This window comes from Paenibacillus elgii NBRC 100335, from assembly GCF_004000865.1.
In the GTDB taxonomy this organism is placed as follows: Bacteria; Bacillota; Bacilli; order Paenibacillales; family NBRC-103111; genus Paenibacillus_G; species Paenibacillus_G elgii.
The window spans coordinates 1-18,473 of the sequence record NZ_BIMB01000061.1; the positions used below are offsets into that span (position 1 = coordinate 1).

At 54.5% G+C, this 18,473-nt stretch carries 16 protein-coding genes and 1 tRNA gene; 2 read left to right on the top strand and 15 right to left on the bottom strand.

Translation table 11 applies throughout. The features are described from left to right. The 10 genes from rnr to PEL01S_RS29615 form a co-directional block, all read right to left on the bottom strand. The coding region (gene rnr, locus PEL01S_RS29570) for a ribonuclease R (protein ID WP_174807030.1) at positions 1 to 2,290 on the bottom strand (2,290 nt) is incomplete at its 3' end. 29 nt (positions 2,291 to 2,319) lie between these two features. Continuing rightward, positions 2,320 to 3,123, bottom strand: a complete 804-nt coding sequence (locus PEL01S_RS29575; RefSeq protein ID WP_127462793.1) for an alpha/beta hydrolase — start codon at positions 3,121 to 3,123, stop codon at positions 2,320 to 2,322. A 122-nt stretch (positions 3,124 to 3,245) separates the two neighbouring features. Then, complete coding sequence (gene secG, locus PEL01S_RS29580) at positions 3,246 to 3,485, bottom strand: preprotein translocase subunit SecG (RefSeq protein ID WP_025845137.1); 240 nt, start codon at positions 3,483 to 3,485, stop codon at positions 3,246 to 3,248. Positions 3,486 to 3,605: 120 nt separating this feature from the next. Next, positions 3,606 to 4,316 carry a M50 family metallopeptidase gene (locus PEL01S_RS29585; protein WP_127462794.1) on the bottom strand — a complete coding sequence of 237 codons (711 nt, stop codon included), beginning with the start codon at positions 4,314 to 4,316 and terminating at the stop codon, positions 3,606 to 3,608. Between the two features lie 246 nt (positions 4,317 to 4,562). Then, entirely contained in the window at positions 4,563 to 5,855 is a 1,293-nt protein-coding gene (gene eno / locus PEL01S_RS29590; RefSeq protein WP_127462795.1) for a phosphopyruvate hydratase, read from the bottom strand. A gap of 44 nt (positions 5,856 to 5,899) precedes the next feature. Continuing rightward, positions 5,900 to 7,444, bottom strand: coding sequence for a 2,3-bisphosphoglycerate-independent phosphoglycerate mutase (gene gpmI / locus PEL01S_RS29595; RefSeq protein WP_063179068.1), 1,545 nt, complete (start codon positions 7,442 to 7,444; stop codon positions 5,900 to 5,902). A gap of 1 nt (position 7,445) precedes the next feature. Then, positions 7,446 to 8,198, bottom strand: coding sequence for a triose-phosphate isomerase (tpiA, locus tag PEL01S_RS29600; RefSeq protein WP_127462796.1), 753 nt, complete (start codon positions 8,196 to 8,198; stop codon positions 7,446 to 7,448). Between the two features lie 12 nt (positions 8,199 to 8,210). Continuing rightward, the gene (locus PEL01S_RS29605; protein WP_127462797.1) at positions 8,211 to 9,392 is read right to left on the bottom strand and encodes a phosphoglycerate kinase; all 1,182 of its coding nucleotides are present in this window, start codon (positions 9,390 to 9,392) and stop codon (positions 8,211 to 8,213) included. A 265-nt stretch (positions 9,393 to 9,657) separates the two neighbouring features. Then, a complete protein-coding gene (gap, locus tag PEL01S_RS29610) occupies positions 9,658 to 10,662 on the bottom strand; it encodes a type I glyceraldehyde-3-phosphate dehydrogenase (RefSeq protein ID WP_010500417.1) in 1,005 nt (334 codons plus the stop codon). Between the two features lie 99 nt (positions 10,663 to 10,761). Further along, the gene (locus PEL01S_RS29615) at positions 10,762 to 11,790 is read right to left on the bottom strand and encodes a sugar-binding transcriptional regulator (protein ID WP_063179064.1); all 1,029 of its coding nucleotides are present in this window, start codon (positions 11,788 to 11,790) and stop codon (positions 10,762 to 10,764) included. A gap of 308 nt (positions 11,791 to 12,098) precedes the next feature. Between PEL01S_RS29615 and PEL01S_RS29620 the strand changes: the two genes are divergently transcribed. Then, positions 12,099 to 12,173: transfer RNA gene (locus tag PEL01S_RS29620), tRNA-Arg, on the top strand. Between the two features lie 121 nt (positions 12,174 to 12,294). Beyond that, a complete protein-coding gene (gene clpP / locus PEL01S_RS29625) occupies positions 12,295 to 12,876 on the top strand; it encodes an ATP-dependent Clp endopeptidase proteolytic subunit ClpP (RefSeq protein ID WP_010500415.1) in 582 nt (193 codons plus the stop codon). A gap of 146 nt (positions 12,877 to 13,022) precedes the next feature. Here the strand turns inward: clpP and PEL01S_RS29630 are convergent, their stop codons facing one another. The 5 genes from PEL01S_RS29630 to rapZ all read right to left on the bottom strand — a co-directional run bounded on the left by PEL01S_RS29630 (position 13,023) and on the right by rapZ (position 18,426). Next, complete coding sequence (locus PEL01S_RS29630) at positions 13,023 to 14,888, bottom strand: stalk domain-containing protein (RefSeq protein WP_127462798.1); 1,866 nt, start codon at positions 14,886 to 14,888, stop codon at positions 13,023 to 13,025. A 188-nt stretch (positions 14,889 to 15,076) separates the two neighbouring features. Next, on the bottom strand, positions 15,077 to 15,346 hold the full coding sequence (locus tag PEL01S_RS29635) for an HPr family phosphocarrier protein (protein ID WP_010500412.1): 270 nt from the start codon (positions 15,344 to 15,346) through the stop codon (positions 15,077 to 15,079). 259 nt (positions 15,347 to 15,605) lie between these two features. After that, entirely contained in the window at positions 15,606 to 16,535 is a 930-nt protein-coding gene (gene whiA, locus PEL01S_RS29640) for a DNA-binding protein WhiA (RefSeq protein WP_063179060.1), read from the bottom strand. Between the two features lie 5 nt (positions 16,536 to 16,540). Continuing rightward, entirely contained in the window at positions 16,541 to 17,530 is a 990-nt protein-coding gene (mgfK, locus tag PEL01S_RS29645; protein ID WP_063179058.1) for a gluconeogenesis morphogenetic factor MgfK, read from the bottom strand. Continuing rightward, a complete protein-coding gene (gene rapZ, locus PEL01S_RS29650) occupies positions 17,527 to 18,426 on the bottom strand; it encodes an RNase adapter RapZ (RefSeq protein WP_010500408.1) in 900 nt (299 codons plus the stop codon). The genes mgfK and rapZ overlap by 4 nt, the downstream gene beginning before the upstream one ends. Positions 18,427 to 18,473 lie beyond the last annotated feature (47 nt).

Sequence of the window (18,473 nt, forward strand, 5' to 3'; positions counted from 1 at the left end):
TGCCGCTGCCGCCTGCTCCACGCTTCCCGGCGCGCTCGGTGCGTCCAGCGCGTGCTCCGCCTGCGGCGGCTTTGCCTGCCCGGCCGGGACGGCCGTCGCGCTTGGTCTTGCGCACAGCGTTCAGCGCGTCGACCAGGTTCATTTTCTGCGGCCGCGGCTTCATATCGACCATCTCGAAATCGATGGTATGCTCTTCCATGTTCACCCGCGAGACGCGCACCTTCACTTCATCGCCGAGGCGATAAATTTTGGACGTGCGCTCGCCGATGAGCGCGTGCTGAGCGTCGTGGAAGTGGTAATAATCGTCCGTCAGATCGGATAGACGGATGAGCCCTTCCACGGTATTTTCCAGCTCCACGAACATCCCGAAGCTTGTGACGCTGCTGATGATGCCGTCGAATTCTTCGCCGACTTTGTCGAGCATGAATTCGGACTTCTTCAGCGCCTCCGTCTCCCGCTCCGCATCGACGGCCACCCGCTCCCGCTCGGACGATTGCTTCGCAATATCGTCCATCCGCGAAGCCAAGTATTCGTGCCGCGCTTCGCTGAGCGTGCCGCTCTCCAGCACCTCGCGAATAACGCGGTGTATGATGAGGTCCGGGTAGCGCCGGATCGGCGACGTGAAGTGCGAGTAATATTCCGCGGCCAGACCATAGTGGCCCAAGCTCTGCGAATCGTACTTCGCCTGCTTCATCGAGCGCAGCATCACCGTGCTGATGACCGTCTCTTCCTTCGTACCCTTAATTTCTTCCAGCAGCGTCTGCAGCGCCCGCGGATGCACCGAATTGCCTTTGCCCCGGACAACATAGCCGAAGTTCGTAATGAACTCCATAAAATGCTGCAGCTTCTCCGCATCCGGATCCTCGTGAATCCGGTACAGGAACGGCACCTTGAGCCAATGAAAATGCTCCGCCACCGTCTCGTTCGCCGCAAGCATGAACTCCTCGATGATCATCTCGGCGATCGTCCGGTCCCGCTTCACGATATCTGTCGGCTTGCCTTCCGCATCGACCAAAATTTTCGATTCCTGAAAGTCAAAATCGATCGCACCGCGGCGCATCCGTTTGGACCGCAGCTTCATCGCCAGCTCTTCCATTAAACGAAAGTCGTCCATCAGATACGCGTATTTCTCCAGCAGCTCCGGCTCCGGTGCTTCCTCGCTCAGCAGCTTGCGGACGTTCGTATACGTCATCCGTTCGCTTGTCTTGATCACACTTGTAAAAATATCATGGCGCACCACGTTCGCATCCGCGTCGAACTCCATCTCACAGGACATCGTAAACCGATCCACCTGCGGATTCAGCGAGCAGATCCCGTTGGACAGCCGATGCGGCAGCATCGGAATGACCCGGTCCACCAAATACACGCTGCATCCGCGGTTGTACGCTTCGTTGTCGAGCGGCGAGCCCTCGCGCACATAATAGCTGACATCAGCGATGTGCACGCCAAGCACATAGTTGCCGTTTGGCAGCCGCTCCACGTTGACGGCATCGTCCAAGTCTTTAGCATCTTCTCCGTCAATGGTAACGATACGCTTCCCGCGCAAATCGCGGCGGCCCTTCAGATCCTCTTCCGAGATCGTATCCGGCACAGCCGACGCTTCTTCCATCACCTCGTCCGGGAACGCTTCGGGCAGCTGGTGCTTGCGGATAATGGAGAGAATATCCACGCCCGGATCGTTTTTATGACCCAGAATCTCCACCACTTCGCCTTGCGCCGCTGCTCGTCCTTCCGGGTACGATACGATTTTTACGACGACCTTATGGCCATCCATGGCACCGCCGAACGATTCCTTCGGAATAAAAATATCCCGCACTACCCGCTTATCGTCCGGAATGACAAACGCATACTCCTCGTGGGACTGGAACAGACCGACGATTTGCGTATTGCCCCGGCTGACCACCCGTACGACTTCGCCCTCCATCCGGCCGCCGGACGGACTCTTGGACGTGATCCGAACGAGCACGATATCCCCGTTCATCGCCGTTCCCATGTCGTTGGCATGGATGTATACGTCCGGATGATCCCGGTCGTCGGGGATGAGGAAGCCGAAGCCTTTGGCATGCGCCTGCAGCTTGCCGCGCAGCAGATTCATCCGCTCCGGCACCCCGTACCGCTCGTTGCGTGTACGTAGAATAAGTCCTTCATTCTCGAGCTCATTGAGCAGCTTAAGGAATTCCTTGAATTCCTGCGCGCTCTCCAACACAAAGTGCTGCTCCAGCTCATGATACGTCATCGGCTTATATGCCGTCTCTTTCATAAAATCTAGCAAAGCTTCACGCGTTATCAATGTTCTCACCTGCCTTTTCTTTCTATAACCTATGTCTGATTTTCCACGACCGCCTGTTTCCATGTCCCGACCTGGTCAAGCCTCGCCAAAAAACGGGATATATCTTCGTATACCCGTTCCCGCCAGTCGTCAAGCAGCAAGCCATGAGAGGAATGGGGGTAATACTCGATTTGACGGACAAGCGAGGAGACATGCCGGTAAATGTACTCTGCGCTTTTCGGAAGGACCATCCCGTCTTTCTCTCCCTGCCCTACAAATAACGGCGCCGACACTTGGCCCAAGTCCGCTTTTACGAGCTTCATCAGCTTCCGAAGATCGACTACGCACCGGACCGGCGTCTTGTCATATGTACAGGCTTCCTCCACCAGCTGCGCAGCCGCCGACGGCCTACGTTCGATGTATTTGATAAAATACTGCAGCAGCAGGGCCAACGAAGTTTTCCGGCTGGACAAAAACATCGGTGCCGCTAGCGAAACCACGCCGTCAAGCTTTCGCTTCATCGCCAGCTCCAAAGCCAATAGCCCTCCCATGGAATGGCCGATCGCCACAATTTTGCCCTCGCGAGCCCGACTGGCAGCCATCGCATCATAGCTGCGCAGTACATGACCGGACCAATCATGCAGGCCGGTTCGGATCATATCCTCCGGGGTCGTTCCATGCCCCGGCAGTAGGACCGCATTAACAGTATAGCCCAGATCGTTCAAATAATAGCCAAGCCGCCGAAGCTCCGACGGAGAACCCGTAAAGCCGTGAATGAGCAGCAGCTGCGTCGAAGCCTGCTTACCGGTACCTTCCAGCCGAAAAGGCTCCGTTGTCTTGTATACTCGTTTCAAGCGCCCCGCCTCCGTCTCGCACCCTTCCGGATATTCCTTCCTTCCTGGAGCGAGCTCTATCCATGTGAAAAGCTACAAAAAAACAGCAGGAGTAATATTCCCCTGCTGTCGCCTTTTTATGTTTACGCGCCTTTTACAAAGTACGCCACAATCAAAGATAAGACGAAGAATACAACGGCGAGACCCATAGTCAAACGGGACAAAAACAACTCCAGCCCCCGCGCCTTCTTCTTTCCGAACAGATGCTCCGCCCCTCCGGAGATGGCACCGGACAAACCTGCGCTTTTTCCCGGCTGCAGCAAAACGGCCGCAATCAAGCCAAGCGAAGCGATGACCAGGATGATCTTCAATGCTAATTCCATGATTCCACCTCCTGCAAAAATAAACGGACTTGTCCGAAAATAGACAGCATGCTAAGTATACCACAAAAAATACGCACTGACAAATCCTGTTGGATCGTCCAGGCGTATTTTACAAAATCTTTACTCTTCGAACTGCTGCCGGTGCGCCGGACGAGAGGATCGTGATGATTTGCGTCCGCCGAGAAATAACTTCAGCGCCCGCACCGCGCACCATAAGGAAAACAGCGTCAACAGCACGGCCCACCCGATCGCCGGGATCGGAGTCACCAGACTGAGGTTCGTCGCATCGCCCGCCTTCGCCGGATCGTTCCAAGCATACAGGATCAAGGAGAACGGTCCGAAAACCGACTCTTCCAGCGTGAGGAAGGCAAGAAGCAGGTAATACAGATCGCTGAGCCAGCGCGGCATAAACGCCAGCATGATCGTATTCAAGATAATGAAGCCGAGCAGCCAGAAGATTCCGAACTCGTTGCGCACGAACAGGATAAGCGCCACGATGGCAATCGCCGTCATCACCTGCAGTCCGAGCCGATGCTTGTCACTAGCCCGCATCCGGAACATGAATAGCGCGAACAACGAAGCCGTCGTATATCCTGCCAGCGCAATGGGAAGGAGACTCCACCGGTTCGTTACCTGCGAATACGTCACGCCGCTGTGGTTGGCGAACAGCTCGATGTACATCACTTTGCCGGAGAGCGCCAACGTCACGATGGCATGGCCGAACTCGTGAATCATCGTATCGAGATTGCGGAAAAAATCACTGAAGGGAATCAGATGCGTAAGAAAGGCCGATAAAATCAGAAAAAATACGGTCTTTATCAAATTACTCATGTGATCCCCTCCGGGTGAGTGTCAGCGTTTGAAGTGCAAAATCGACAACCTTTGCCGTTTCCGATTCCTTGCTGTCTGCCTGCGGGTGCTGTTGAAAACGGGTTCTCATTAACTTACCTGTCGGTAACAACCCGTTTTCAAAGGCACCACGTAAACTCTCCGGCAGACACACGGATCTCCAACTCCGGTTGTCGAGAGCATTCAAACCTATTTTATTATTAAGTCCTGTACTTTACAACTGCAAACTTATTTGAAGTTTTTCAGGTTGTAAAATGCGGATTTGCCTGCGTATTGAGCAACGCTTGCCAGTTGGTCCTCGATGCGGAGCAATTGGTTGTACTTCGCTACGCGGTCGGTACGGGAAGGCGCACCAGTTTTGATTTGGCCTGCGTTTGTAGCTACCGCGATGTCTGCGATCGTGCTGTCTTCACTCTCGCCGGAACGGTGGGAAATTACCGCCGTGTAGCCCGCGCGTTTTGCCATTTCGATTGCGTCGAACGTCTCGGTCAAGGAACCGATTTGGTTCACTTTAACGAGGATGGAGTTGCCGATATTTTGCTCGATACCTTGGGACAGGCGGTTCGTGTTCGTTACGAACAAATCGTCGCCAACGAGCTGTACTTTGCCGCCAAGCTTCTCGGTGAGCAGCTTCCAACCTTCCCAATCGTCTTCGGAGCAGCCGTCTTCGATCGTGATGATCGGATATTTGTCTACCCAGGAAGCGAGGAAGTCTACGAACTCAGCGGAAGTGAACGACTTGCCTTCGCCTTCAAGATGGTATTTGCCGTCTTTGAAGAACTCGGTGGAAGCTACGTCCATGCCCAGGAATACGTCGACGCCCGGCTTGTAGCCTGCGCGTTCGATTGCCGTGATGATCGTTTGAATCGCCGCTTCGTTGGAGCTCAGGTTCGGAGCAAAACCGCCCTCGTCGCCAACAGCCGTGTTCAGGCCTTGCTCTTTCAATACGTTTTTCAAGCTGTGGAAAATTTCCGCGCCTGTACGCAGCGCTTCTTTGAAGGTCGGAGCGCCTACCGGCAATACCATAAACTCCTGCACGTCCACGTTGTTGTCCGCGTGTGCGCCGCCGTTGATGATGTTCATCATCGGAACCGGAAGCGTCTTGGCGTTGAATCCGCCGAGGTATACGTACAACGGAATGTCCAGCGCTTCAGCCGCTGCGCGAGCTACGGCCATAGATACAGCAAGAATCGCGTTCGCGCCAAGCTTCGCTTTGTTCGGCGTGCCGTCCAGCTCGATCATGCGCTTGTCGATGCCAACTTGATCGAGGGCGTTCATGCCGATGATTTCCGGTGCGATTAGGTCGTTCACGTTCTCAACAGCTTTCAGTACGCCTTTGCCGAGGTAACGGCCTTTGTCGCCGTCGCGAAGCTCTACGGCTTCGTAAGCGCCTGTCGATGCGCCGGATGGAACGATAGCGCGGCCGCGCGCTCCGGATTCCAGATATACTTCCACTTCTACCGTCGGGTTACCGCGGGAGTCGAGCACTTCACGTGCGTATACATTGGAGATTACAGTCATTGCTAGAACACTCCTTCTCGTTTTTTATTCCGTTTGCACAAGGGTCAACCGCGTGTTGCAACGATCGATTTCCCGGTCATTTCCGCCGGCTGCGTCACACCCAGAAACTCGAGCATCGTCGGGGCGATATCCGCCAAAATGCCATCGTTTCTTAGTGTAACATGACTATCGGTAAGAATAAAAGGGACCGGATTCGTCGTATGTGCGGTATTGCGCGAACCGTCCGGATTCGTCACAATATCGGCGTTGCCGTGGTCGGCCGTAATCAGCGCGACCCCGCCTTTCGCCAGAATGGCGTCGACGACTTTGCCGAGGCACTCGTCCGTCGCTTCAATCGCTTTGATCGTCGGCTCCAGCAAACCGGAGTGTCCGACCATGTCGGGGTTGGCGAAGTTCAGGATGATGACGTCCTGACGTTCGGCCTCGATCTCCTTCACCGCCGCTTCCGCTACCTCGTAAGCGCTCATCTCCGGCTTCAGGTCATATGTCGCTACCTTCGGGGAGTTGATGAGAATACGCGTTTCGCCCGGAAGCTCGACGTCGCGACCGCCGCTGAAGAAGAATGTGACGTGCGGGTACTTTTCCGTCTCAGCGATGCGGAGCTGCTTCAGGTTGTTCTGCACCAGCACCTCGCCGAGCGTGTTATCGAGATTCTTCGGTTTATACGCAACGTAGCCGCCCACGGTTTCGCTGAACAGCGTGAGGCACACATAGTACAAATCTTTCGGGCACTTGTCTCCGCGTTCGAAGCCTTGGAAGTCGCTGTTCGTGAACACCTGCGACAGCTGGATGGCCCGGTCCGGACGGAAGTTGAAGAACACGACCGAATCGCCGGATTCGACCAGACCGACAGGGGTACCGTCCTTCTTCACGATGACCGTCGGCATGACGAATTCGTCGAATACGGAACGAACGTACGATTCCTTGATGGCGTTCATCGGATCCTCGAAGGTTGGTCCTTCCCCGTATACCATCGCGCGATACGACTTCTCCGTACGCTCCCAGCGCTTGTCGCGGTCCATCGCATAGTACCGTCCTTGCACCGTGGCAATGTGGCCTACGCCGAGCTCCGCAATTTTGTTTTGCAGCTGCTCCATGTACTTCACGGCGCTGTCCGGCGCCACATCGCGGCCGTCCAGGAACGCGTGAATGTAGACTTCATGGAAGTCTTCCTTCTTGCACACTTCCAGCAATGCGAACAGGTGTGCGATATGGCTATGTACGCCGCCGTCAGACAGCAGACCGTACAGATGAAGCTTCTTGCCGTTCTCACGGGCATGACGTATGGCGCCGAGAATCGTTTCGTTCTCGAAAAACTCGCCTTCGCGAATCGACTTGGAAATCCGCGTCAAATCCTGATACACGATCCGTCCGGCACCGATGTTGAGATGACCCACTTCCGAGTTGCCCATTTGCCCTTCCGGCAGCCCGACAGCCTCACCGCAAGCGGTCAGCGTCGTATGGGGAAACTGGTTCCAATACCGGTCGTAATTCGGCTTGTTCGCCTGCGCTACCGCATTGCCCTGCGTCTCGCCGCGAAGGCCGAAGCCGTCCAAAATGATCAATGCTACCGGTTTCGGTCTGGCCATGTTACTCGGCCCCCTTGATCAAATCGATGTAGGATGCCGGCTCCAGACTCGCGCCCCCTACCAGTGCGCCGTCAATGTCCGGCTGCTGCATATACTCGGCGATATTGTTCGGCTTCACGCTGCCGCCGTATTGAATCCGTACCGCCGCTGCCGTCTCGGCTCCATACAAGCCAGCGACCAGCTCGCGGATGTATCCGATCACGTCCTGAGCGTCCGCCGCAGTCGACGATTTGCCCGTTCCGATCGCCCAGATCGGCTCGTAAGCGATGACGACTTGCGCCGCCTGCTCCGCGCTCAAGCCGGCAAACGCCGCTTCGGTCTGCACTTTGCACACGTTTTTCGTTTGGCCCGCTTCACGCTCTTCCAGCTTCTCGCCGACGCATACGATCGGAGTCAAGCCGTGCTTGAACGCCGCGTGCACTTTTTTGTTCACCGTTTCGTCGGTTTCCGCAAAATAAGCCCGGCGCTCGGAGTGCCCGATGATCACATACTCTACGCCGAGATCTTTCAGCATCACGCCGCTGATTTCGCCCGTAAACGCGCCGTTGTCTTCAAAATGCAGGTTTTGAGCGCCGACCTTCAGCGTCGTGCCCTTCACCGCTTCTACCAAGGCAGGAAGGTTCGTAAACGGCGCGCAAATGACGCTCTCGACGCCCGCTGCTTCCGCTTTGCCCTTCACCTCGCTGATGAAGGCCAGCGATTCTCCTACCGTTTTGAACATTTTCCAGTTGCCTGCAATGATCGGTTTGCGCATATGCCCCGCCTCCTATTTATCGTTCAAAGCCACGACGCCTGGAAGCGCCTTGCCTTCCATAAATTCAAGAGAAGCTCCGCCGCCGGTGGAGATGTGATCCATTTTGTCGCCAAGATGGAATTTCTCCACAGCCGCCGCCGAGTCGCCGCCGCCGATGACTGTATAGCCAGCCGTCGCTGCGCAAGCTTCCGCTACCGCTTTCGTTCCGTCTTCGAACGGCTTCAATTCGAATACGCCCATCGGCCCGTTCCATACGACCAGTTTGGATTCCGCAATTGTTTTGGCAAACAGCTCGCGGGTTTTCGGTCCAATGTCGAAGCCTTCCCAATCCGCCGGAATTTGGTCGACATCTACGATTTTCGTATTTGCCGAAGCACTGAAATCGTCGCCGACGACAACGTCAACGGGCAGCAGGAAGTTCACGCCTTTTTCCTTCGCTTTGCGCTCGAATTCCTGCACAAGCTCCAGACGGTCGTTATCCACGAGGGATTTGCCGATCTCATGGCCTTTCGCTTTGAAGAAGGTGTAGGACAGCCCGCCGCCGATGATGATGTTGTCCGCGATCTCGATCAGCTTCTCGATAACGGCGATTTTGTCTTTCACCTTCGCTCCGCCGACAATCGCGGTGAACGGACGATCCGGGTTGTTGAGCGCTTTACCGAGAACGTCGAGTTCTTTTTCCATCAGCAATCCGGATACAGCCGGCAGATGATGCGCGATGCCTTCCGTGGAAGCATGAGCCCGGTGCGCGGCGCCGAACGCGTCGTTCACGTACAGATCCGCCAGCTCGGCAAAAGCTTTCGCCAGCTCCGGATCGTTCTTCTCTTCGCCCGCGTAAAAGCGCACGTTCTCAAGCAGCAGCACGTCGCCGTCGTTCAGCTTGGAAATTTGTTCCTTAACTGCGTCACCAATCGCTTCGTCCGCCTTCGCAACCGGCTTGCCGAGCAGCTCAGACAAGCGTGCCGCAGCCGGAGTCAGCCGCATCTCTTCGACGACTTGTCCCTTCGGACGGCCCAAATGGCTGGCCAGAATGACTTTCGCTCCGCGATCCATTAAGTACTTGATCGTCGGAAGAGTTTCGCGAATCCGCGTATCGTCGGTAATTTTTCCGTTCTCCAGCGGCACGTTGAAATCGACCCGGACAAATACGCGCTTACCGCTAACTTCTACGTCACGAACGCTTTTCTTATTCATCTTCCATGCCTCCCAGCGGTTTTGTCTCTTCCTACCCACACACAAAAAATTGTGGGGACGGTTCCTCAGGCTAAGAAAAATATCTCGCGCGGCAGCAGATGGGATGTGCCGTAGAGCGTTAGCGCGGCTCCTGTGAACTCTCGTTTCCTCAACTACCCTTTTAATCAAGAAACGAGAGTTCAACAGAGCCCGGAGGTACATCCCATTTGCCCCGTCACAGCGAGATCTTTTTCAAATGCTTCAGAACATCACCACAATTTTACCATTACAGACCTTTTTTCGCGATAAAGCTTACCAGATCAACGACACGGTTCGAGTAGCCCCACTCGTTGTCGTACCAGGATACCACTTTCACCATGTTGTCGCCGACAACCATCGTGGACAGCGCGTCGATCGTGGAGGAAGCCGGGTCGCCGTTGTAGTCGCTGGATACGAGCGGCTCTTCGGAGTAGTTCAAGATGCCTTTCAGCGGGCCGTTAGCGGCTTCTTTCAGAGCGCTGTTGACTTCGTCAACCGTTACGTTTTTGCTCAGCTCAACAACGAGGTCCGTAACCGAAACGTTCGGCGTAGGAACGCGCATTGCCATACCGTTCAGCTTGCCTTTCAGCTCCGGCAGTACGAGGGAAACGGCTTTTGCTGCGCCCGTCGTCGAAGGAATGATGTTTTCAGCAGCTGCACGAGCGCGGCGCAGGTCTTTATGCGGCAGGTCGAGCACTTGCTGGTCGTTCGTGTAGGAGTGAACCGTCGTCATCATGCCTTTAACGATACCGAATTTGTCGTTAATCACTTTGGCGAAAGGAGCCAAGCAGTTCGTGGTGCAGGATGCGTTGGAGATGATCGTATGTTGAGCCGGATCGTATTTATCTTCGTTAACGCCCATAACGACCGTGATATCTTCGTTCGTTGCAGGTGCAGAGATGATAACTTTCTTCGCTCCGCCTTTCAGGTGAAGCTCGGCTTTCTCTTTTGCGGTAAAGATCCCTGTGGATTCAACGACGATTTCAACGCCGTTTGCAGCCCAAGGCAGGTTTTCCGGATTGCGCTCGGCGAACACTTTAATCGTTTTGCCGTTCACGATGAGCGCGCCTTCGGTAGCTTCCACCGTAGCGTTCAGACGGCCGTGAGTCGTGTCGTACTTAAGCAGGTGAGCCAACGTTTTTACGTCCGTCAAGTCGTTGATAGCGACGATCTCCACCTCAGGATTGCCAAGTGCTGCGCGGAATACGTTACGACCGATACGTCCAAAACCGTTAATACCAACTTTTACCATGTTGAAAGCCTCCTAGAAATGATTTGGTGTCCGCTGCTCCCGGCAAGGTTTCGTAGAATTACAACCGCGGCAGCGATATGTCAAGACAGGCAGAGCCCGTCAAGATAGCAAACGATTAACAACTTCCCAGGCAGCCGCCTCGTCGGTGACCAGCACGTCCTCGTGACCGTGCTTCAATACCGAAGCGATCGACTCGCCCTTGCTTTTGCCTCCGGCAATTCCGATCACATGGTCCATGCTGTGAATGTCTTCGATGCGGAGCCCGATGGTCGGCATTTTGTGCAAAATGTTTCCGTCCCGGTCAAAATAGTACCCGAACGCTTCCGCAAGCGCGCCGTCGCGCCGCAGACTTTCGGTCGTCTCCGGGTCCACCTTGCGCCGTCTGGCCATTACCATAGCTTCTCCGATGCCGTGAACGACAATCCGCGCGCCGCGGATGAAGGCGATGATCTCCGCGATGTGGCTGTCCTGCATCAGCGATTGATATGCTTCCTCTCCGAGATGGTCCGGCACGTGCAGCAGCCGGTAGCGGCCGCCCGCTTTCTTCGCCATCGTCGAGGCGATCGTGTTCGCCTGAAGCTCGACGCTTTCTCCGAGTCCGCCGCGGGCCGGTACGAACCAGCAGCCCTTCATCGGAGTCGCCGGCGTCAGATGGTAGGCTACTTCAGCCATCGTGGAGCCACCGGTTACGGCAATGGTCTCGTCCTCGCCGACCAGCTTCCGAAGGACGGAGGCGCCGGCACGGCCAAGCTCTTTCTTCGTATGCGGAGAAACGTCCGAATCGCCGGGGACGATGATCACCTGCTTCAAGCCGAAGTGCGAACGTATGCGTTCTTCCAGCTCCGCCAGACCGAACAAGTCTTTGACTAGCGGTTCAAGCCGCTCCAGCAGTTCCCTGCCCGCTCCGCTGATCCGCATACCGGAAGCTTCGACTTCGATCAAGCCCTGCTCCTTCAGAAAATCCACTTCCGCGCGGAGCACCCGCTCCGTCGCACCCACCGACAGCGCCAGCGTCCGACGGCCCACCAAGCCGGATACCATGATGTGATGCAAAATCGTATATCGCTTTTTCATGGTGTCGACCAGATCGGGCAAAAGCTGCTTTTGAATGTCGAGGATTTCTCTCATGGATTCACACCCGCTTAAGATTGAAGCTTTGTTGGACGTTTTTCGTCCCGGTGATGCATTTTAAGTCCCACATACTCTAAAAAAAGTACTAAGTTGTTTCACTTAGTGTCCCCATTATAACCCATTCTTCCCCTCACATCAAGTGTCTTCGTCACCGTTCGACATTCCGTTAGCCGTCCGAAGCCGCTATTCTGCAGCATTTAAAGTAAGGAAAAATTTTTTATCGCCAAAAGGTTGCTTTTCTTGGGCTTATGGCTTATAATAAATTTTGCTGTCACTTACGAGACACAGCACACCAAATTGAATATGCGCCCGTGGTCCAATGGATATGACGTAGGCCTCCGGAGCCTGAGATCAAGGTTCGATTCCTTGCGGGCGCGCCATTTACACACTAATCAGTTTTCTCAAAACTGGTTTTTTTATTTCTTTGGTTTGACCTTTCTTGACCTTTGTTTGTTTTTCGTTTATGATGGTTATAGTTTGAATATAAGGAGGCTGCAGCCGATGAGTTTTATTCCAATGGTAGTCGAACCGGATGCAAGAGGAGAACGCGCTTATGACATCTATTCGCGTCTGCTCAAGGACCGGATTATTTTTCTCGGAAGTCCGATCAACGATGTTGTAGCCAATTCGATTATCGCACAAATGCTGTTCCTGGCCGCAACCGATCCGGATAAAGACATCAGCGTGTATATCAATAGCCCTGGCGGCTCCATTACGTCGGGGATGGCGATCTATGACACGATGCAGTTCATCAAGCCGGACGTGTCCACGATCTGCGTCGGCATGGCGGCATCGATGGGCGCCTTCCTGCTCGCCGCTGGTGCGAAAGGCAAACGCTTCGCGCTGCCGAACAGCGAGGTTATGATTCACCAGCCGCTCGGCGGGGCCGAAGGCCAAGCCAGCGATATCGAGATCCGCGCGAAGCGCATCCTGAAAATGCGCGACAAGCTGAACACGATTCTCGCCGAGCGTACGGGTCAATCGTTCGAGCGCATCGAAAAAGACACCGATCGCGACAACTTCATGTCCGCAGAGGACGCGAAAAACTACGGCTTGATCGACAAAGTTATCGAGCGCGTATAACCTGATCGGGTCAGCACGAAAAGCCCGGCCGTTCCACGGCGCATCTTTGGATGCCACCGTGTGAATGGTCGGGCTTTTTTACTTAGAAAAAAGGCCTTGCTCCACAACCGCATTGGCGGCGGTAGAGCAAGGCCTTGCTTTATATCTTATTCAGCGCGATCGTCGAGCGGATAGAAGATCAAATCGATCGGCAGCGCCGAGCCTGCCGGCGGACTGAACTCGATATCGAGCGAATCTTCTTTGCCCGTCGTCTTGGCCAAAATCTGCATGCCGTCGAATGCGGTCATCACACCGGATTCTGGAGCCAGACGGATGTCGCCGTTAATTTTGAACGGTCCTTTGTACACGCCGCCTTTCGGCAAAATCATGACGGCCATCTTCCGAGGCTTGTCGGCATGAATCTTATAAATGACACCGTAGTTGCCGTCGTTCTTCACTTCCATCTTGCGCATCGGATCGTATCCCGGCTGGAACGGATCAGTAATCCCGTCTCCAATCACGAGTCGGGATGGCTGCGTGAAGGAAGTTGCATCGATCTTCCAAGTCATCTCGGACACCGGGAAAGAACCTCTCACGTGCCCGTTGAACTCAAGCAGCGGCAGAGTCTGCGAATTTTGGGAAATTTCGCGGTCCACCACGAACGAGAATTGTACTTTTCCGTCCGTCTCGACATCGTAGAACAAGTTAACGCCCTGATCCGGATAGAAGTCCGGCATTTGCTTGTAAATAAACGTTTGGTGAGCCGGAATCGTCATCGTATCGTTGATCTGGTCGTTCATCAGAAAATCGACCGTCGCTTCGCTGCCGATCAAATTGGCATACACTGAAGGCCATACTTCGCCTTTGTTCGTCGTTTTGATCGTAATCGGCTTGTCTGTCATGTTTTTGGCGAGAATCGCCAGGCTGACCTTTTCCTTCGTCCCGTTGACGTGATCGGCATACAGACGCCCTTTGCCTTCCACTTCATCCTGGTACAAAACGCCCAGCTCCGTGAACGTCTCCGGGCTATCGCTGACGAGCAGCTTGCGCGAACGATCTTCGCTTACCGTCTTCGGCAGCTGCGGCAGCTCCCAGAACGCTCCCCAGAGCATGCTCCAGTCGGTCTTGATAAACGATCCGACCGGCTTCATGAAGATCGGATATTCGATCGCACTCAGATAAGTTTCGTTGGTGATGACCAGATTCCGGGTATACGTCTCGCTCTTATTGCCGTGAATATCCGTTACGGTCAGCGTGATCGGATACGTCCCCGGAGTGAAAAAGGCTTCCTGCTTCCCAGTCCACTCATACCGCTGGATGCCTTCCGCATCCGGGTCATAGCTGAGATCCACGTACTTGACCGGCTCTCCGATCTTGTAGCTCGGCTTGGCAAACGTAAATTTCGCTACCGGATTCGAGTTGCCCCGATTCGGATCGTAAATCCCCGTCGGCGTCTTCACATGCAGCACTTCCACGCGGCGCAGCTCATTGTTGTACGTATACTTTGCTCCCATGTAATCGGCCAGCCATGTCAGCTTAATCATCAAGCGGCCGTTTACGATGGCAGCTACGTCGTCGAACTTCATCCAGTAGCCGTTGATCCACACCGACTTGTTATCGATGTCGATCATAATGTTGTGGCTTGGCGTCACCATTTCGATTTGGCGCGTCTTATCGTTCCATTCGACCTTCATCCCGAACGCATCGCCCAAAAACTTGGCAGGCACGAACGTCTTGTCCTTCAGTATCGTCGCAGGCGCATCCAGCTTCACCTGCTTGCCATTCAAGAAGGCATCGGGCTTATCGATATACAGTAGCACATAGGTCGTTCCGGACGACATCGGCGCTTCTTTCTCTGGGGCGGACGTGAGCGGCGTCTGTTTCCCCGGGTCGGACGACGGCGGCGTTCCTTTCCCTGGGGCAGGCGACACCGGCGCTTCTTTCTCTGCGGCGGATGCCAGCGGCGCAATGCCAAATGACAACAGCATGGCCATAACCAGCAGAACGACCCATTCTTTCTTCAACGGCTTCATTCCCTCTACTCCTCTTTCTGCGCTTCTAGTGGTGCCCGATACAGAAAAAAACCTTTTCCGGTTCAATGACACGTCAAATTAGACGCATCAGCCCAAAAAAGGTTGCGCTTTATTTCTAGGTATCATATGTGACAAAATAAGGAACGCCACAAAGAAAAAAGCTTCCGGATCGGAAGCCCTGTGGCGGTTTATTGGTTTTCCAGCTCTTCCTTGCTGACCAATGTGACTAAAGCGTTTACAGCCTGTTCGGCGTCCGAACCTTCTGCACTTATGTGAACTTCGGTTCCTGTGCTGATAGCCAAACTCATAATGCCCATAATACTTTTGGCGTTAACCTTCTTCTCGTCCTTCTCCACAAAAATCTCCGAAGAAAACTTATTCGCTTCCTGCACGAAAAGCGCTGCCGGTCTGGCGTGAAGGCCTGTTTTCAACTTGACGACTACTGGGCGTCTCGACATGCAACCAATACCCCCTACAATCTTTGAATTCCTAAAAATAAGGAAGGGCATAACGCCCTTAGCGTAAACGAATACATCGTCCTGCGGGACATAAACAAACGGTTTACTAACGATTTCGGGATTGAAGCGCAATCTGGAAGACAGTCTACCCGAAACTGATTAAAAAAAAGCGATTTTTCAAACATTATATCATTTTTCGGCAGTTTGCACTAGAATTATTGCAAATTTACACAAAAAATCTATAATTGGCCGATTCTACTCACGATTTCCGCAGTTTTTCAGCCAATTCATCGATCTTGCGCAGCCGGTGGTTCACCCCGGATTTGCTGACTTTACCTTTTAGCAGATCGCCGACCTCTTTGAGGTTCATATCCGGATGCTTGAGCCGGATCTCCGCCACCTCCCGAAGCTTGTCGGGCAGGTTATCGAGCCCCACTTCCTTCTGCAGCAGCCGGATGTTATCGATCTGCCGGACGGCAGCGCCGATCGTCTTGTTCAGGTTGGCGGTTTCGCAGTTGACCAAGCGGTTCACGGAATTGCGCATATCCTTCATAATCCGGACGTCCTCGAACCGGAGAAGCGCTTGGTGAGCACCGATCAAGCTAAGAAACTCGATGATTCTCTCGCCTTCTTTCATGTAAAGGACGAAGCCCTTTTTCCGCTCGATGCATCTGGCATTCAGATCGAACTCGTTGGCCAGCCGAACCAGAGCCTGACAGTGCTCCTCGTACATCGAATAAATCTCCAAGTGGTACGACGACCCCTCCGGATTGTTCACGGAGCCGCCCGCAAGGAACGCCCCGCGCAAATAAGCTCGCTTGCAGCAGTCGCGTTTAATGATCTCCGGCTCGATGCCCGGGGTGAACAAAAATCCTTCGGAGACGATATGCAGCTCCGACAGCAGGTCCTGCACTTGATTCGGCACGCGCACGATATACACGTTGTTTTTTTTGAGCCGCATTTTTTTGCGGACGAGCAGCTCGGTATGCACCTTGAACGATTTTTTAAGCAGCGAATAAATGCGTCTTGCAATCGCGGCGTTTTCCGTCGAGATATCGAGGACGATCTTCTGGCTGGTCAACTGCACAGCCCCGTTCATGCGGATGAGAGCGGACAGCTCGGCTTTCTCACAGCAGCGTTCCGACTCCATCATGGTCAGTTCTTTTTTCGTCTGGGCGGCGAAGGACATGGGAATCACCTCTTCTTGAACATCCAGCTCTCCACCAGTTGATAAATATGTTGACTCAGCTTCTCGGCGTCATGACGCAGATAGGTCCGGAACAGAACGAGCTGATCGGCAATGACCTTATAGCCCTGCTTCGTCACTTCGTCCAAATCAAGCGGAACGATCTTGGCCCCCTGCTCGGCATACTTGCTCTGCACCTGCTCCGGGATGTTCCCGTTATTCACGATCACGTAGTCGAACAGCTCGCTGCCGACATGGTCTCGCACCGCTTTGAGATGGTCGCTGACCTTGTAATCGTCGGTTTCGCCCGGCTGCGTCATCACGTTGCAAATAAAAATTTTGAGCGCATTCGACTCGATGATCGTTTTCGCGATTTCCGGCACCAGCAGATTAGGCAAAATGCTCGTATACAAGCTTCCCGGACCGACCAGAATCGCGTCCGCCTCTCGCAGCGCCTCCAGCGCCTCCGGGAGTGCCCGAACGTCCTTCGGCTCGATGGACAGTTCGCGGATAACGCCTCTTGCCTTCGGGATATTGGACTCGCCCTCGACAACCGAGCCGTCCTCCATCAACGCCCGCAGTACGATCGAGTGATCGGAAGCCGGAAGAACGCGCCCGCGCACGGCCAGCACCCGGCTTAGCTCGCGCACGCCGGTGACGAAATCGCCGGTAATGTCGCACATGGCTGCCAACATTAGGTTACCCAAACTGTGACCTGCCAATCCGTTGCCTTTATCAAAACGGTAATCGAGCAACTGACCGAGCAGCGGCTCTACGTCCGCCAGCGCAGACAAGACGTTGCGGATGTCGCCCGGCGGAATCATTTCCAGCTCCGACCGCAAGATGCCCGAGCTTCCCCCATCATCGGCTACGGTGACAACCGCCGTAATGTCCACGGGCTTATGCTTTAGCCCCCGGAGCATGACCGACAGCCCGGTCCCCCCGCCAATGACGACGATACGCGGAATGTACGTTTCCCTCTCCCGGTCAAACGTCATTTCTTCACCTCAACCCGGTCGCGTTCGGAATCGCGGTGGCTGACCCGAACGACTTCCGTTTCGCTGTTGCCCATCATTTTGCCGAGATATTCGGCAATTGCCACCGAACGGTGCTTGCCGCCCGTACAGCCGATGCCGATGACAATCTGGCTCTTGCCTTCTTTCTTGTACTGGGGAACGAGAAAGTGGAGCATGTCGAGCAGCTTCGCAAGAAACTCCTGCGTTTCGGTCCACTTCATGACATATTCGTACACATCCGGGTCTTGCCCGGTGTTGGGGCGCAGATTGTCCACATAATGCGGATTCGGCAAAAAGCGGACGTCAAAAATAAGATCGGCGTCGATCGGGATGCCGTACTTGAAACCGAACGAGATGACGTTGATCGAAATGCCGCTGTTTTCGAGGTTGGTGAACCGGGATATGATTTTTTCCTTCAGCTGCGCCGGCTTCAGGCTGGATGTATCGATCACCTGCGTAGCGTGGCCCTTGAGCTCCTCCAGCAGCTTGCGCTCCTGCTGAATCCCTTCCAGCGGGGCTCCTGTCGGAGCAAGCGGGTGCTTGCGCCGGCTTTCTTTATACCGCTGCACCAGCGTCGAATCCATCGCGTCGAGGAACAAAATCTCGTGCGTCAGCGTATAGTTCTCGCTCAAGTAGCGCAGCGATTCGGACAGCGAAGTGAAAAACTCTCTCCCCCGCAGGTCGATGACCAGCGCAACTTTGCCGATCCGGCCTTTAGACTGCTCGATTAGCTCGGCAAATTTGGGAATCAACACCGGAGGAAGGTTATCCACGCAAAAAAAGCCCAAGTCTTCCAAGCTCTGCACCGCAATCGTCTTGCCGGCTCCGGACATGCCCGTAATGATGACCAGCTTTCCGAGAGTTTGCATATCTTCCATGGCTGCTCCTCCTGAGGACGCTCGGAGATCCGGTGTATGGCTGCGCG

Excerpts from the sequence above, each read along its gene's own strand:
- secG (WP_025845137.1), bottom strand. The coding sequence starts at position 3,485 with ATGGAATTAGCATTGAAGATCATCCTGGTCATCGCTTCGCTTGGCTTG.
- PEL01S_RS29585 (WP_127462794.1), bottom strand. The coding sequence starts at position 4,316 with ATGAGTAATTTGATAAAGACCGTATTTTTTCTGATTTTATCGGCCTTT.
- eno (WP_127462795.1), bottom strand. The coding sequence starts at position 5,855 with ATGACTGTAATCTCCAATGTATACGCACGTGAAGTGCTCGACTCCCGC.
- gpmI (WP_063179068.1), bottom strand. The coding sequence starts at position 7,444 with ATGGCCAGACCGAAACCGGTAGCATTGATCATTTTGGACGGCTTCGGC.
- tpiA (WP_127462796.1), bottom strand. The coding sequence starts at position 8,198 with ATGCGCAAACCGATCATTGCAGGCAACTGGAAAATGTTCAAAACGGTA.
- PEL01S_RS29605 (WP_127462797.1), bottom strand. The coding sequence starts at position 9,392 with ATGAATAAGAAAAGCGTTCGTGACGTAGAAGTTAGCGGTAAGCGCGTA.
- gap (WP_010500417.1), bottom strand. The coding sequence starts at position 10,662 with ATGGTAAAAGTTGGTATTAACGGTTTTGGACGTATCGGTCGTAACGTA.
- PEL01S_RS29615 (WP_063179064.1), bottom strand. The coding sequence starts at position 11,790 with ATGAGAGAAATCCTCGACATTCAAAAGCAGCTTTTGCCCGATCTGGTC.
- clpP (WP_010500415.1), top strand. The coding sequence starts at position 12,295 with ATGAGTTTTATTCCAATGGTAGTCGAACCGGATGCAAGAGGAGAACGC.
- PEL01S_RS29630 (WP_127462798.1), bottom strand. The coding sequence starts at position 14,888 with ATGAAGCCGTTGAAGAAAGAATGGGTCGTTCTGCTGGTTATGGCCATG.
- PEL01S_RS29635 (WP_010500412.1), bottom strand. The coding sequence starts at position 15,346 with ATGTCGAGACGCCCAGTAGTCGTCAAGTTGAAAACAGGCCTTCACGCC.
- whiA (WP_063179060.1), bottom strand. The coding sequence starts at position 16,535 with ATGTCCTTCGCCGCCCAGACGAAAAAAGAACTGACCATGATGGAGTCG.
- mgfK (WP_063179058.1), bottom strand. The coding sequence starts at position 17,530 with ATGACGTTTGACCGGGAGAGGGAAACGTACATTCCGCGTATCGTCGTC.
- rapZ (WP_010500408.1), bottom strand. The coding sequence starts at position 18,426 with ATGGAAGATATGCAAACTCTCGGAAAGCTGGTCATCATTACGGGCATG.